This window comes from Parerythrobacter aurantius (genome assembly GCF_045291475.1).
Classification (GTDB): Bacteria; Pseudomonadota; Alphaproteobacteria; order Sphingomonadales; family Sphingomonadaceae; genus Parerythrobacter; species Parerythrobacter aurantius.
In genome coordinates, this window is sequence record NZ_CP147985.1 from 1,240,957 (window position 1) to 1,255,314 (window position 14,358).

9 protein-coding genes are annotated in these 14,358 nt (G+C 65.4%); 6 read left to right on the forward strand and 3 right to left on the reverse strand.

The features are described from left to right. The first annotated feature begins 112 nt into the window (after positions 1-112). Genes WAB17_RS06165 through WAB17_RS06190 form a run of 6 tightly spaced genes read left to right on the forward strand, consistent with a single transcriptional unit; the run spans position 113 to position 11,456 of the window. Positions 113-2,695: a hypothetical protein gene (locus tag WAB17_RS06165; protein WP_435419136.1), complete on the forward strand. Its 2,583-nt coding sequence runs from the start codon at positions 113-115 to the stop codon at positions 2,693-2,695. A 2-nt stretch (positions 2,696-2,697) separates the two neighbouring features. Continuing rightward, complete coding sequence (locus WAB17_RS06170) at positions 2,698-3,078, forward strand: response regulator (RefSeq protein ID WP_435419137.1); 381 nt, start codon at positions 2,698-2,700, stop codon at positions 3,076-3,078. Between the two features lie 8 nt (positions 3,079-3,086). Continuing rightward, the gene (locus WAB17_RS06175; RefSeq protein ID WP_435419138.1) at positions 3,087-5,687 is read left to right on the forward strand and encodes a poly-gamma-glutamate biosynthesis protein PgsC/CapC; all 2,601 of its coding nucleotides are present in this window, start codon (positions 3,087-3,089) and stop codon (positions 5,685-5,687) included. Next, positions 5,684-6,457 (forward strand): hypothetical protein, encoded by a 774-nt coding sequence (locus WAB17_RS06180; protein ID WP_435419139.1) that lies wholly within the window; start codon positions 5,684-5,686, stop codon positions 6,455-6,457. Before WAB17_RS06175 ends, WAB17_RS06180 begins: the two co-directional genes overlap by 4 nt. Then, entirely contained in the window at positions 6,454-7,317 is an 864-nt protein-coding gene (locus WAB17_RS06185) for a hypothetical protein (protein WP_435419140.1), read from the forward strand. The genes WAB17_RS06180 and WAB17_RS06185 overlap by 4 nt, the downstream gene beginning before the upstream one ends. Further along, positions 7,314-11,456 carry a hypothetical protein gene (locus WAB17_RS06190; RefSeq protein WP_435419141.1) on the forward strand — a complete coding sequence of 1,381 codons (4,143 nt, stop codon included), beginning with the start codon at positions 7,314-7,316 and terminating at the stop codon, positions 11,454-11,456. Before WAB17_RS06185 ends, WAB17_RS06190 begins: the two co-directional genes overlap by 4 nt. Positions 11,457-11,492: 36 nt before the next feature. Here the strand turns inward: WAB17_RS06190 and WAB17_RS06195 are convergent, their stop codons facing one another. The 3 genes from WAB17_RS06195 to WAB17_RS06205 form a co-directional block, all read right to left on the reverse strand. Further along, positions 11,493-12,431: a hypothetical protein gene (locus tag WAB17_RS06195; protein ID WP_435419142.1), complete on the reverse strand. Its 939-nt coding sequence runs from the start codon at positions 12,429-12,431 to the stop codon at positions 11,493-11,495. Next, positions 12,428-13,201 carry a response regulator gene (locus WAB17_RS06200; protein WP_435419143.1) on the reverse strand — a complete coding sequence of 258 codons (774 nt, stop codon included), beginning with the start codon at positions 13,199-13,201 and terminating at the stop codon, positions 12,428-12,430. The genes WAB17_RS06195 and WAB17_RS06200 overlap by 4 nt, the downstream gene beginning before the upstream one ends. Before the next feature lie 79 nt (positions 13,202-13,280). Beyond that, positions 13,281-14,279 (reverse strand): glycine zipper 2TM domain-containing protein, encoded by a 999-nt coding sequence (locus WAB17_RS06205; RefSeq protein ID WP_435419144.1) that lies wholly within the window; start codon positions 14,277-14,279, stop codon positions 13,281-13,283. Positions 14,280-14,358: the final 79 nt, after the last annotated feature.

Here is a 14,358-nt window from a genome sequence, read left to right on the forward strand (position 1 = left end):
GGAGCTCGCTTCTCCGGCACTCCGCATGCTCCTCGCGACTGCTTCAGACCATGAAGTTGCGCCGCGCAACTCTCGCCGCCCCCGTCGCCGTGCAGAAGACGGTGTGAAAGCCATGCGTTTCCGCAAGCCGATGCAGCTTACCCGCCGCCTCCTGCGCATGCTCGCGCGAGAGGGCATCGGCAGTTGGGTGAGTACGGCATTGGTGGTCGTCGTCCTCGGTACGCTGCACCAGGCCGGTGTTTTCCGTATCGTGGACGGCCAATTGTTCGATCTGGCATCCACCCGCGCTTCGGGCAGCGTTCCCGCCGTGGTAATGGTTCAAACCGACGAACGCTTCGCGCAGTCCGGTCCGGCACGGTTCATCCTGCTGGAGGACGGACTCGCCCGGCTGGGCGCAGAAAAGGTCGGCTACCTCGCTCCGCGCCCGGGCCCTGTAGGCAAATCGATGCGTGGGCGTATCGTCGAGGCGGTGCCCGCCCGGCGGCTGCCCGGGCGAAACACATGGGAGCTGGTGGAGGGACGGTCTGCGGCCGCCATCGAGCCGGCTGCTCGAATCATGGCGCCGGCCGAATACGGCATATACCGCCGCCAGTTGCTTTCTCTCGCCGGTAGGGATGGCCGTCTTGCAACCTTCGAAGCGCGATTGGCCGGTTCGATAGCCGCTGGCCACGGCAGCTTCTATATCCCGATGCCCCGCTCCCAGAGCCTGCCCGTCATCTCCGCGAGCCAGGTGATCGCAGGCGATCTCGCCCGCGGGACGCTGGAGGGCACAGTCGCCATCGTGGTGACGCCCGCCACGATGCGCGGGTCGCTGACGACGCCGCGCTCACCTGCTGCACGGCAAACCAGCGAAGCGGAGTTCCGCGCACTCGCCGTTCAGGCCCTACGCAGCGGCAATGCAGTCTTCCCAGCAAGCGCCTGGCAGGCCTGGCTCATCCTTGCTGCGCTAGGTGCAATCCTCGCGATCACCTATCACCGGATCGATCCCAAGCGGCTGGCCCTGATCGTCCCTTCGCTCGTAACTCTCTGCGTGATGGGGCTTGCGTGGATTGCCCTGCTGTTCGCTGGCCGGATGCTGCCGCTTACCGCCCTTACGCTGCTCCCTTGGATTGTGACTTTCCTGCGCATGCTGACCCGCGAACAGGCGCAGGATCGCCGTCTCGAGGCGACGGCGGCACGGGCGGTGCAGCATGCCTTCGGCCGATCGGTGTTGCGGGAAGGAGCGCGATTGCCCGATCTCCTCTCGAATGCCGCGCGGCTCGCCGGGGTGGGCCGCAGCCTTGTCCTCGAGCAGAAGACCGATGGTTCGCTTAGTGTCCTCCACGTCCATGGCGCCAGCGCGGACGACATCGCGCTTTCATCCCGGGATCTGGTGTCGCTCCTCGACCGCCTGAGGGGCCGCCAAGTCATGCTGGCCGCAGGAAACCTGGTCCAGGGCTGGGACGGAATGGTGCGCATGACCTGGCTCGGCGGGACGGAGCGGGACCTTTTCTGGCTGTTCACCCTTCCCGAATCGAGCGCCCGCCGCAAATCGGCCATGCTGGTCCGCGCCATTGCTGCCTCGTTCCGGGAATTGTTCCGTTGGCGGGCCAACCTCAATGCCCGCCAGCGCCACGATCACTGGTTCGCCCCGATCGACGACAAGGTTGCGAGCGCGATTTCGCTGCTTTCCAATTCTTCGGACCAGATTAGCCACGGCTTCGACACCATCGGGACCGCAGTGATGGTATTCCACATGGTGGGATCGCCGATCCACGCCAACGGCCCGATGCGCGAGATCTGCCGCCAGACCGGGCTGACCGTTACCGAAACCTCGCTGTCGGATGCTCTTGCTAAGCTGACCGAGCTGGAAGGGGACAAGATCGATGCCATCATCCAGCAACTGCTGCTGCATGGCGGCGAGATGCGCGTCCCCATGCGCCGGATCGGGCCTGAAGAGCGGATGTTCCGCATAGCCGCGCCCGCCCGCATGGTGCGAGCGCGCGAGCGCGTTATCGTGCTGGAAGCCGTCGATGTTTCCGAACTGCATCGTGCAGCCGACCTGCGCCAGGCGGTCGCCCGTTTCATGGACCTGCAACTGCGGAACGATTTCGAAGCGATCATGCTGGGCGCCCAGCTCGCCGCCGATCCTAGGGTAACGGCGGACAAGCTTGCCCCGATCGTTGCACGCATCGCGGACTCGACCCGCCGCGCCGTCGGCCGGCTCGATGAAGTGGCGGACCTGGTGCGCCGCGACACCTTTACGCTCGAAGGGGCCTGCTATCCCTTCGAAGCGGCCTCGGTGGTCGCCGAAGCCATCGACAGGTCGACTTCCTTTGCCAAAGAACTGGGCGTTCGGGTCGAGGCCGATCTGCCGGGCGCCTCGGGGTTCACCGTGGCCGAACCGATTGCACTGGGCGCCATGATCCAGGCCATGCTGCGGGTGCTGATTGCCGATACTCCGCAGGGCGATGCGGTGCGGCTGATCCTGCAGGAGGTGGAGGGGCGCACTCATATCCGGATATCCGGTGGCTTCGGCATCGCCTTGGAGCGGCTCTTGCAGCTATTGTCGCACCATGACAACGAAACCGCCGGGGACTTCGGTGCGATTGCCGAAGGGATGGCGCTGGCAGTGCAGTGGGATGCATCCGTATCCTACTGGGGCCGCGAAGCCGACGGTTTCGGATTCAATATCGACCTCAAACGGATCGGCTAGGCATGAAGCGAATCTTGATCGTCGATGATGACACGATCCTCAGCGGGCTGCTGCAACTGACACTGGAGCTCGAAGGTTACGTGGTTGCCAGCGCACCCGACGGGGCCGAGGCGCTGGAAACGCTCGAAACCCGGTCGTTCGATCTCATCATCCTCGATATCGTCATGCCACGCATGGACGGGATCAAGTTCTTGCGGCTGTTTCATGATCGTACGCAAAAACGCGGAGTCCCCGCGCCGCCGATACTGGTGATTTCCTCGGCGGTGGACGAAACCCTCACCGAGCAACACCGCGCGCTCGGTGTTGTGGGCATCGCCCGCAAGCCGGTCCAGCCCGCCAGCCTTGTCGAGCGCGTGGGCAGGGCGCTCGCCGCTGCCGGATAAAGCGGCGGATGGATATCTTCCCGCTTCCCCTGTTTCCCGACGGCGGCCTTGCCAGCTCGGTTATAACCACCGTGTGGGTCGGGGTGTTCGTCCTGTGCTTCTTCAACCTGCGCTTCGGCTGGGTCCTGTCGGGTCTCGTCGTGCCGGGCTATCTCGTCCCGCTGCTTATCGTAAAACCCGCCGCCGCAGCCGTTATCGTCGTCGAGGCCGTGCTTACGTACCTTCTTGTCTGGGCGTTCTCGGAAAAGTTGAGCCGCGGCCGCTTTCCGGCGCTGTTCGGGCGCGACCGGTTCATGGGCCTGATCCTAGCGAGCATCGCGGTGCGCCTGTCCTTCGACGGCTATCTACTGCCGCTACTGGCCGACTGGCTGCAGGAGAATTTCGACCGCCGGTTCGACTGGAACGACAATCTCCAGAGCTTTGGCCTCGTCATCATCTCGCTGCTTGCCAACCAATTCTGGAAACCCGGGCTGGGGCGCGGCCTGCTGGCGGCCGCGGTCACGATCGGGCTGACGGCGCTGATCGTGCGCTACGGCTTGATGGAACTTACCAATTTTCGCATCAGCGGAGTGAGTTACCTCTACGAAGGCATCGCCAGCTCGATCCTTGCCAGCCCGAAAGCCTATATAATCCTGGTGCTGACCGCGATGCTCGCGAGCCACTTCAACGTCCGCTACGGTTGGGATTTCTCGGGTATCCTGATCCCCGCACTGATCGCATTGCAGTGGTACCAGCCAACCAAGGTCCTCACCTCCTTCGCCGAGGCGATCGTCATCTATTTCCTCGCGCGGCTGGTCCTGCGCCTGCCCATGCTGGCGAATGCCACCATCGAAGGGGGACGCAAGCTGCTGCTGTTCTTCAACATCAGCTTCGCCTGGAAAATGCTCGTCGGGTGGGTGATCGTCTGGTGGGGCTTCGACGTCAAGACTACCGACTTCTACGGCTTCGGTTACCTGCTTTCTACGCTCATCGCGATCAAGGCGCATGACAAGAACATCTTCCCTCGCCTCGCGCGTTCGACCTTGCAGGTAAGCCTCGGGGGCGCCGTGCTCGGAAACCTCATCGGCCTCGGCCTGTCCGCTGCGGTTACCCGTGCCCAAACGGGCGCCATGGTCGCTGCTCCTCCGGCAAGCCGATCGTCGGCTTCCCCTCGCCTCGACGCGCTGCTGGTGGGTTCGGTCGGGAATGCCTGGTTGCACAAGGTCCGCGGCGACAGAGAGCCGCTGACGCCCGCCGACGCCGAAACGTTGACGGGGCTGATCGAGATCTTCGAAGCAGGCGCGCCGGAAACCGGCCCGCAACTCGATCTTACTGCCGGGCGCTGGCGCGTGCAGCAGGTGGAGGGTGGCCGCTTTGCCATTTCGCGCGAAGGCCCGGGCGGCGGGGAGATGCTCGTATACGACCCGGCCGGGGCGCGGCGACTTGCGATCGTGGCTGCAGATCCTGCTGCGGCTCCGGGCCTTGCTTTGGCTGCGCTGCAGCTGCAGCGGCGGGAAGGGGCGCGCTGGCTGGTCCTGGGTGCGGCGGCCGCTCCGGCCGCGATCGGCGATCCCGGGGCGACCGATGTATTCCGCAGTGCGACCGAAATGCCGGTCTTGTCGATAAGGGCGGCCGCACCCGGGGACTCATCGCGGGCGATCTTTGCCGGGCGTTCTGCCGAAGTGGTCGATCTTGCGACCCTGCGACGGTCCATCCCCGCGCTGGAGATCTCGCTGACCCCCTTGCCCGGCGAAGTGGAAGGCGACGAGGCGGTGCTGACGCTGGACCAGGCGGCGGTATCGGACCTGGCGCGCTCGGCCTTGCCTGCGAACGCCGCTGCTACAGTCACCGCGCCCTGCACGATGCCCTCGGCCGGCAATGTTTCCGACGGTTGGCGCAGGATGCGTCAGCTCGCCTTTCTCCGCTACGAAATCGCTGCACCATTGCTCGCCGCGGTGGAAAACGGACCGCCACCCGATTCGGCCCGGGCGGCTGCGGCTCTTGGCGGTTTCGACCTCGACAGGTGCCGCTTGGGCGGGCGGGCGCACTGGCGATTATATGCCCCGTTCCGCGACGAGGGATATGCCTTCTTCGCAGAGGGCGCGGCCCTTCAAAAAACGATCCTTGCCTATCGCGATGCCGCCAACCCTTTCGCGGCGCGGGCGGCGGCCGTGCTGGCGCGCGAATGGCAGGCCGACAGCCTGCTGGTCGCAAGCAGGACGGACTCGCTCTTCCGCTCTTCCCGGACCAGTTTCGATGTCATCTGGCAGGAAGTTGCGCGGCGTCAGCGGCCGAGCGAGGAGATATCCCTCGTCCAGCTCCGCGCCGCCCCGCTATCCGCGCTGCGCCGCTCGCGGGGGGATGATATCGTGGTTGCCCGCGACGTCGTGGGGCCGCCCGATAGCGAATTCCTGCCGATCGTCTCGGCCTTCCGCTCGGCCGGGCTGCGTTCGGACCTGGCGGGTACCGATGCTGCATGGGCTGGCTTCGAAAGGCGGACCTCGACTGCCTTGCGCTATCTAGAGCAGGTGGCGCCGCGCCGCTACGTCATTGCGTGGGTTATGGTGCAGCCCCCGCCGCCGGTGCCGGCCCCGCCGCCTCCCGATTCCGATCCGGAATTGCGCCGATGAGCCTGGCCACCCTCGTCCGCACAGGCCTTGCGGCCGTTCTCCTGCTTGCCGCCGCAGCCGTCGGGCTCGTCTCTGGGCCGGCAATCCGGGGCTATCTCGCGGAGGCGCAGTTCTCCACCACGGTCGATGCCGATATCGATAGCCGGTCCCTGGTCTACCGGCTCGATAAAACCAGACCGCTCACATTCTTCTTCACGCAACCGGTTGAGCGGGTGAGGATGCTGTCCCTTGCTGCGGTCGCGCCGCGCTGGCGCAATGCGCCCGACGGATTCGCATACGCCATAGAGCTCCGCCTCTTCGACGGCGCCGGACAGGAAGCCTTGCGACAAAAATTCGACCTTCATTCCGACGCGCCCGACCTAGTCTATGCGACAGGCGAGAACTGGCGGTTTTTCCGCAACAGGCCGGAGCTGGTCGCTGGGCTCGACGATGTCGTCATTGCGCCCCCTCGACCCGTGGTCCGATCGGAATGGCGGCTGGTGGGGGCGGATCCGCGCATAAACTCGGTCGACATAAGGGTCTACGAACGCCAGCCCCTGCTTGCCTCGCAGGCCGCGACGTCTTTCCGCCGCCGCAGCGACGAGGAACGGGTCCGAATGGCCGCTGCCAATGCATTTCCATCGGACATGCTGACGGCCGGGGAGATCGCCAACCTGTCCACCAATATGTGGCGCCCGCTCGGACCGGCCGGCGTTGCAGGGCGCGATTATCGCGCGCTTGTGCTGTACGAAGGCACACGCCGTCCGCCTGCTGGCGAGATCGAGGAGTGAAGCGCAGCCATGTCATCGCCGGCGTCGTCATTGTGGGATTGACTACGGGTCTTGCTGCCGCGCTCCTGCCGCCGCTTCGCACTGCCATCGGCATTGCGAGCCCCGACAGTGCAAGCTTCGCCGCAAGCGAGAACATGTTCGCTGCCGAATTCGCCGGAATGGCGCCCGCCGCAGCGCTCGAGCAATCTGCAGGCTTGGTGCGGACGCCGGCATCGGGTGGATGGAGCGGCGCAGTCTATGCCGAGCCGGCGGACGATTGCCGGGGTCGCGGAATCTATCTCTTCCGCCAGCCTCCTGCCACCGCGCTTGCCATAACGGCGCCGCATCGCGGCTCGGACCGCCATACCGGGACGATCGCTGCCAGGCTGTTTCTCGAAACCGGGGCCGCCGCAGCCGGATGGAATTCGGCACCGCGATACCCCACTGAAACCTGCCCCCATGCGCTGGATCTTGCCCGGGAGCCCGGGCATGCCTTTACTGCATTTGCGACGGCCTTCGCCCGCCGGTTTCCGGAGGGGCGGATCATTCAGTTGCATGGCTTCGACCGTGCCCGGCGTGACACCAAGGCGATGCGTGACGCAGCTGTAATCCTGTCCGATGGCACCATGACGCCCGGCTCCGTGTTGCTCGACCTTGCCGATTGCCTGAGCGTGACGCTCGATCCCTTGCCGGTGCTGGTGTTTCCCCATGAGGCAGGCGAGCTCGGCGCTTTGCGCAATGCACAGGGGGAGGCCCTGCGCGGCATGGGTTTCGACGGTTTCGCCCACATTGAAATGTCGCTGGAACTGCGCGGGCGGCTGGCCGGCGACAGTCGCTTGCGCCAACGCTTCGCGCAATGCCTGGCGGGGCCGGCTGCATGACCCCGGCGCCGCAGGCCGATCTCGCCGCGCGGCTCGAGCGCGGCTACGCGCCGAAGCTCGCGCCGATCTATCACGATCTGCGCGACGAGGTGCTAGCCTATGCGGACGATCGCGCGGCGGCCTTGCCGGCGCGCCGCCATGCGGAGGTGCTGGCGCATTATTGCGAGCGGCAGGCGGAAACAATTGCGGCACTCGGCCGGGCCGAGGCATCCTTCCAGGCCCGTATGGCAAATGCGCTGGACGATGCGGAACAACGTGCGGCAGTGCTGGCCTTTGCGGAACAGATCGGCGCCACGCCCAGGCAGTTGCGCAAGGATGCACAGGCGTTCGACGCCTTTTTCGATAGCGACGCGGTGCTGGAGCGGTTCGGCAAGCGGATTGGCGAGCGCGAGCGCGCCCTGGCCTACGGCCTCGACCGCCTCGGCGTAGCATCGGCCGACGCGCTGGTGGAAGACAGCAGTTTAGGCAACAGTGCCTTCTTTCGCGACGTGTTCCTGCCGCTGCTGGAGCGCATGCGTGGCTGGCCGGGTGATCCGCGCGTCAGGCTTGGGGCGCATCGGTGCGTCCGGATGCTCGCCGCAGCACTCGATCACGAGCCCTCCGAGCCTTGGTTCGATCGTCTCCTCAGCGCGACAAGGCGGGTGTGCCTGGACGAGAGCGAAGCCGTGTGGACGCAATGCGAGGCCATCGATGCATTGCTCGAACTTTCGCCGGAATCGCTGCCTTCGGTGATCGACCGCCGCCTTGCCGCCGAGCTGGAGGTTCGTACCCCCGGCCAGCGTGACAAGGCTCTGTTCGTCCAGCGACACCTGGTCCGCGTGGTGTGCCGCAATTATCATCGTTCCGCCCGGTTTGCCCGTTATGTGCCGGTGTTGTCGAACAGCCGTGACGGGGCGGTACGGCAGGTCTTTGCCGAGGGCTTGCAGCATCTGCCGGTCGATACGGCCAAGGGCCTCCTGACCCGCCTCAGGGTCGATCGGGACCGGCAGGTGCGGGCGGCCATCTTTGCCGATCCGCGCCCCATCCTGCCCCATGTCGGGCCGATGACCTATGTGGCGCATGTTTGCCGGGTCCTTGCCCATGACGAGGACGAGTTCGTGCTGCGAATCGCGCTCGATGCCGCAGCGGCCACCATGGGCTGGCTGCGCGAGCACGACCGGCCCGAGCTGGGAGATGCGGCGGCGCGGCTGCTCGCGTCGCTGGACGGACTGCAAGGACGAACTGAATCCGGCAAGGTTCTCCGCTGGCTGGACGAGGCGCGCGAGCGCATCTGGCTGGCCAACGATGATGCAGCTCTGGAAATCGCTGGGATCATCAGCATCGAGATCGATGGCCAGCGCGAAGGCACGATCCGCCGCGCACGCGACCTGAAGCCCTATCTCGAGTCACACCCCGAGACAGTCGGGCGCGTCATGGCGGTCATCGCGCAGCGCGACTTCGGCCTGTCGCTCCAGACCGGCCTTTTTCCCGGCCTGCAGCGCGGCGAGCTCTTCAAGCGGCGGCTTTGGCGCATCCTGTTCGAAGGGCGCAACAGTGCAACCGACAAGCGTCAGGCATTCCACCACGCCATCGGCCGCCATTACTACGGCTCGATCTGGGCACCCAGCGGCCGGATGTCGGAACTCGCGCCGACCAAGGTGCCGGGCGAGCCGCTGTTCGAGAGCGCCGAAGGGGGGTGGCGAAACTATCTTCCGCTTCTTGACCAGGCGCTCGCGGTTCTCGACAAGGGCGGCGCGGCAGAGATTTTCACCAGCGCCGGTATTACCCGGATCGAGGCTCCGGCCGGCATACTTCGCCGCGGACGCGCCTTCTGGCGGATTTCGCGCGATTTCCCGCGGCTCGCGGCCCAGCGCAACCGGGAACCCCAGGCCTATCTCGAGGCGCTTCGCCAGCTTGGACTCACGATCGCCTTCCGCCCCTATGGGGATGGAGCCGCCGCCGCTAATCCGCGCGTGGTCAAGCTGTTCGGCATCGGCGGTGCATTCTCCGCGATCCCAGTGTTGTGGGACCGGGCGCTCGCCTATTTTTCAACCGTCTACGAAAACAACCTGCTCGAACTGGCGATATTCCTGGTCCTCGCCAGCCTGTGGTTTTTCGGGCGTCACGTAGCACTCGGCTGGCACGCCCGGCGGCTGCGCAGCCGGTTGCCGCTATCGCTTGGCGGGTGGGGTACAAGAGGGAAGTCGGGGACGGAGCGGTTGAAGGCAGGCCTCATCAATGCATTGGGGCCATCGATAGTCTCGAAGACAACCGGCTGCGAAGCCATGTTCCTGCTGGGAACGCCATTCGGCGACCTGACCGAAATGTTCCTGTTCCGCCCCTATGACAAGGCGACGATCTGGGAACAGTACCAGTTGCTAAGGACAAGCGACGGGCTCAAGACGCGGGTGTTCCTGTGGGAGTGCATGGGTCTCAACCCCTCCTATGTGAAGGTCCTGCAGCAGGACTGGATGCGCGACGATATCGGCACCATCACCAACACCTATCCCGACCACGAGGATGTGCAGGGGCCGGCAGGCCGCAACATCCCCGAAGTCATGTGCCAGTTCATCCCGCACGATTCCTTCCTGCTGACGACCGAAGAGGAAATGTTGCCGATCCTCGCCGAAGGAGCCGAAAAGGCCGGCACGCGGATGCAGGCGGTGACGTGGAAGGAGGCGGGGCTGATCCACCAGAGCCTGCTCGATCGCTTCCCCTACGAAGAGCATCCCTACAATATCGCGCTGGTGACCGCGATGGGGGCGGAACTGGGGCTGGAGGCGGATTTCTGCATCAAGGAAATGTCCGACCGGGTGGTGGCCGACCTCGGTGTGCTCAAGACCTATCCGCGTTCGCGCATCAACGGCCGTACCCTGGAATTCGTGATGGGCATGTCGGCCAACGAACGATTCGGGGCGATGGGCAACTGGACCCGGATGGGTTTCATCGACCACGATCTCGGGCGAGATCCGGGCATTTTCGTTTCGACCATCGTCAACAACCGCGCCGACCGCGTGCCGCGCAGCCGGGTCTTTGCACGGATGCTGGTGAACGATGTGGCGGCCGACCGGCACGTACTTATCGGGTCGAACATCGAAGGGCTGCTGGGCTTCATCGACGAGGAATGGGAGGCTTACTCCAGCCAGCTGACGCTGGAAGACAAGGAAATCGACCCGTCGACGAAGTTGGTCCAACTGGCCAAGCACCAGCGGATCGCCGTTACGCAAGAAGAGCTCGATGGGTTGCTCGCGGCGATGGTTGCCGGTGTGGCTCCGGGTGTGGATGGCGCTGTCCTGCGCGAAGCCTCCAGGGTTGGCGGGCTGGCAGCCAGGCTGGGGCAGCTCGATGTCCCGCACGCGGAAGGGATTGCCGCGCACTTTGACCTCCATGCGGGGTTCCATGCCGAATATGTGAAGCTGGCCGAAGACGTGCGCGCAGGCCGTGGCAACGACGCTGCGGTACGCGAACTCCTTCACAAGGCGTTCAAGGCCAAGTTGGTCCCGGTGTTCGACTATTACATGAAGGGAGAGATGATTGTCCGGCTGGTAGCCGACCAGACACCGCCGGGCCTCGTCAACCGCATCATGGGGATGCAGAACATCAAAGGCACAGGCCTCGACTGGGTGTATCGCTGGCAGGCGTGGGAGTCGGCCTCGAAGGCCTGCGACCAGCTGCGCGACGAAGACCCTGGGATGGTCGAGCGCGGGTACCGGTTTCTCGCCTCGTTCCAGGAATATGGTGCGCTGAGCGAGCGGGCGGTGCGCGAGGCCGTCGCGGACCTGCGCAAGCGGATCGACAACGTTCCCGCCATTTCCTTAGCGCAGCTCGACGCGCTCGAAGCGCGGGTCGACGACCAGCTTCGGCAGTTCGAAGGACACGATGCCAATACCGGCAGCGACGCACCGGCCGAAGCGGGCTGGCTAGCGAGGCAGGCAGGAAAATTTCTCGACTTCGCGGAAGCCTTTGCCGATGCGGGCGATGCAGTGCGGCGACGCAAGTCCGCCGACCGGGTTTACAAGGCCCTGATCGCGGAACAGGTGAGCAGCCAAAGGGCGGCGACGGAACTGAAAAAGCTCACTTCCCGCCAGAAGGGGGGCTGGCTGACGAAGGACTTGCAGGATTGGCCGCGCAAGATGTCGGCAAGGCTGAGGGGCGGCTGACCAGCCCGCCGAAAGTCGCGCGGCGCGACTTTGCTGTCAGAAGCGATAGCCGACGATCAGGGCAAACCGGGCCGCATCGTCATCGTAACGCGAATCGTTCGAGGTGCTGATGCGGTATTGCACTCCTGCCTCGGCGAACAGGCCGCGGTCGTCTCGGCCGTAGGCGAATTCCAGCGCTGGCCCGACGAAGCTGTCCGCGCGGCGTGCGCCGGAGGGGTCGCCCAGCGCGATGCGGCTGTCGTATTGCCAGCGCCGGTATTCCAGCGCCGGTTTTAGCCGCAACCGTTCGATTAGCGGCTGGCTATACTCGACCTTGGCACCATAGCGTTCGTAGCTGCGCGAAGGGGCGGCGGTGCTTTCGATGTCTTCATGGAAGGCATCGAACCGCAACCAGTGATAGGATCCAAACCGGCGGTTGTATTGCCCGCCGAGACGCAGGCCCTCGCCCTCCGGATTTCCTGCGAGGTCGTATTGCCTCCAGCGGTAATCGGCGCTGAGACGCAGGCGATCGTTGCCCTCCTGCCATTGCAGCCGGACACCGATGCTTGTCTGATCGGCGCTGGACGCCTCCAGCAGGGCCGTATTCTCGACATGGCGTGCGCGGAGGCGAATCTCGACGGTCTCGCCGATCGCCTGGCGCAGTTCGATCGCGGTGCCATAGCTGGTCCGGTCGGTGCGCTGGTCGTCTTCATATTCGAACCGGGCGGCGTCGACCTCGATCCGGGCACCGCGGGTCTTGCCGAGATCGAAGTCTATCCCGGCTTCACCGCGCAGGACGAAGCCCGAGCTGTCGAATTCCTCGCTCTGTTCGGGATCGAGGCCCGACTGGACGACCCTGAATTCGATTTGTGCATCGGGATCGGCCGTGGGGGGCCCTGCATCGCGGGCAAGTGCAGCTGTGCTGCCCAGGCCAAGCATAGCCGATGCGGCGAGTGCGACTGCGCGCCCGACAAGGCCGATTACAGGATTTGTCACAGGTATCGCTCCAGCGCCGCGCTCGCCTTGGCGAGGACTGGTCGGGCATCCTGGCGGTCGAAAATGGCCGCTACGAGTTCCAATTCGCAGGCGCGGGCGGTTTCCCCCAGCGCCGGCTCGCCGAACGAGCCGGCGGTCCCAGCCAGCTGGTGCAGGATACGGCGCACTTCGGCCAGCATCTCATCGGTGAGGACGGGTTCGCCGAGCGTCCGCTCGATCGCGGCCAGCGTCGATACCTTGCGTTGCCGGAACTGTTCGGCCAGCGCCTCGAAGGCTGCCGATCGAACAGTGCGTGCGCGGCTGCGGGTACCGTGTCCCCAGGCGTGCAGGGTCGCGCGCAAGTCGGATAGCGCGACCGGCTTCTCCAGGAACGCCTGCATGCCGGCCCGGCGGTAGCTCCTCACTTCCTCAAGATCAGTCGCGGCGGTGATGGCGATTATGGGCAGGTCCTCGGCGTTGATCCCTTCGCTACGCAACCGGCGCGCGGTCTCGAGGCCGTCGAGGATCGGCATCATGATATCTACCAGCAGCAGGGAGTAGGGCTCCCCCGACTGCCCGGCCTCCCTAATCATCTCGATCGCTTCCAGGCCGTTTGCAGCGACATCCATGGAAACTTCGAGCCGGTCCGCCATGGCCTGCATCATATCGGCGCTGATGGGCGAGTCCTCGGCCAGCAGCACACGCAAGGGCGGCGCGCCATCCCGCTGCCTGCCGGATAGCGCGTTACCGAGGGCCGTGCCGACCCATGTCGAAGATTTCTCTTCCTTCACGGATCCGCGTATCGCAGCCCATGGTTAACAGCGACCTAAAGAGCCCGTGACCCCGCGGGCTGCCGGCAAAAAGGCCAGGCTATTTGCCCTTGATGTACTTTACCGGCTTGGATTTGATCATCCGGACCTTGCGCTTGGGGGTGGGCGCCGGAGTGACCTTGCGATATGTCACGACGTCTTCCTCGACCCACTCCTCGCGGACGATTTCGCGCACCACCGGCACCATGGGAACCCCCTGGGTTACGACAACGGTGGTCTGCGGCACGACCATGTAGCCGCCGCTCCAGCTGCCGCCCCAGCCATGGCCCCACATCGGCCCTGGGTAGGGGTAATGTCCGTAACCGGGCCAGCGGCCGCCATTTGCATAGGATTCCTCGTAGGTCCGCAGCCAGTTCTTGCAATCTTTCTTGGTCCCGTCCCCGCCGGCAAGTGCGATCGCCTGCCCGATGAACAGGCCGACGAGTCCGCCGACACCTGCCCCGATCAGGGTGCCGCCGAGCCGCTCGCCGTCCGCGATCCGGTTGCCGAGGATCCCCCCGGCCGCCGCTCCGAGTAGTCCGCCACCAATTGCGCCACGATCGGCCTGGCGGCGCCGCTCGCGCAGATAGGCGCGGCAATCGGCAATCCATGCATCGCGGTCGACGACGGGCGGCATGGGCGGATAGGCAGCCTGATAGCCATAATCGCCCTGCGGACCTTGGTAACCGGCAGGCGGATAGGACTGGTAGTGCGGGTAGCCGGGGATGGGCGGGGGCGGTGCCGGGCGGGCATATACCGGCGCCCCGTAGGCGCCTGCTACCGGGTAGTGCGGCGGGGCAGGCGAGACCGTTTCGACCTCGTATTCATAGCTGTGGTCCTCGGCTTCCTCGGCATGCCCCTCCTCGGCGGAGGGCAGGGGCTGGACGACGGGATGGCTGACGAAGACGGGGGGAACCTCGCCCGCAGGCAGGGGCTGGGCGTATTCGTAGACCCGTTCCTCGTATCCCATTTCCTGTCCGAACGCGGGCGCGGCCGAAGCCAGCGCGGCAACGGCGGCGGCGCCGGCGGCAAGCTGGCGGACTTTGCATTCAGGCGACATCGGCGCTCCTCTTCCATTTGGCCGGCCCTGCGCTCTGCGCGCCCGGCGTTAACGGAAAAGTTACCATAACGGCGCAGCG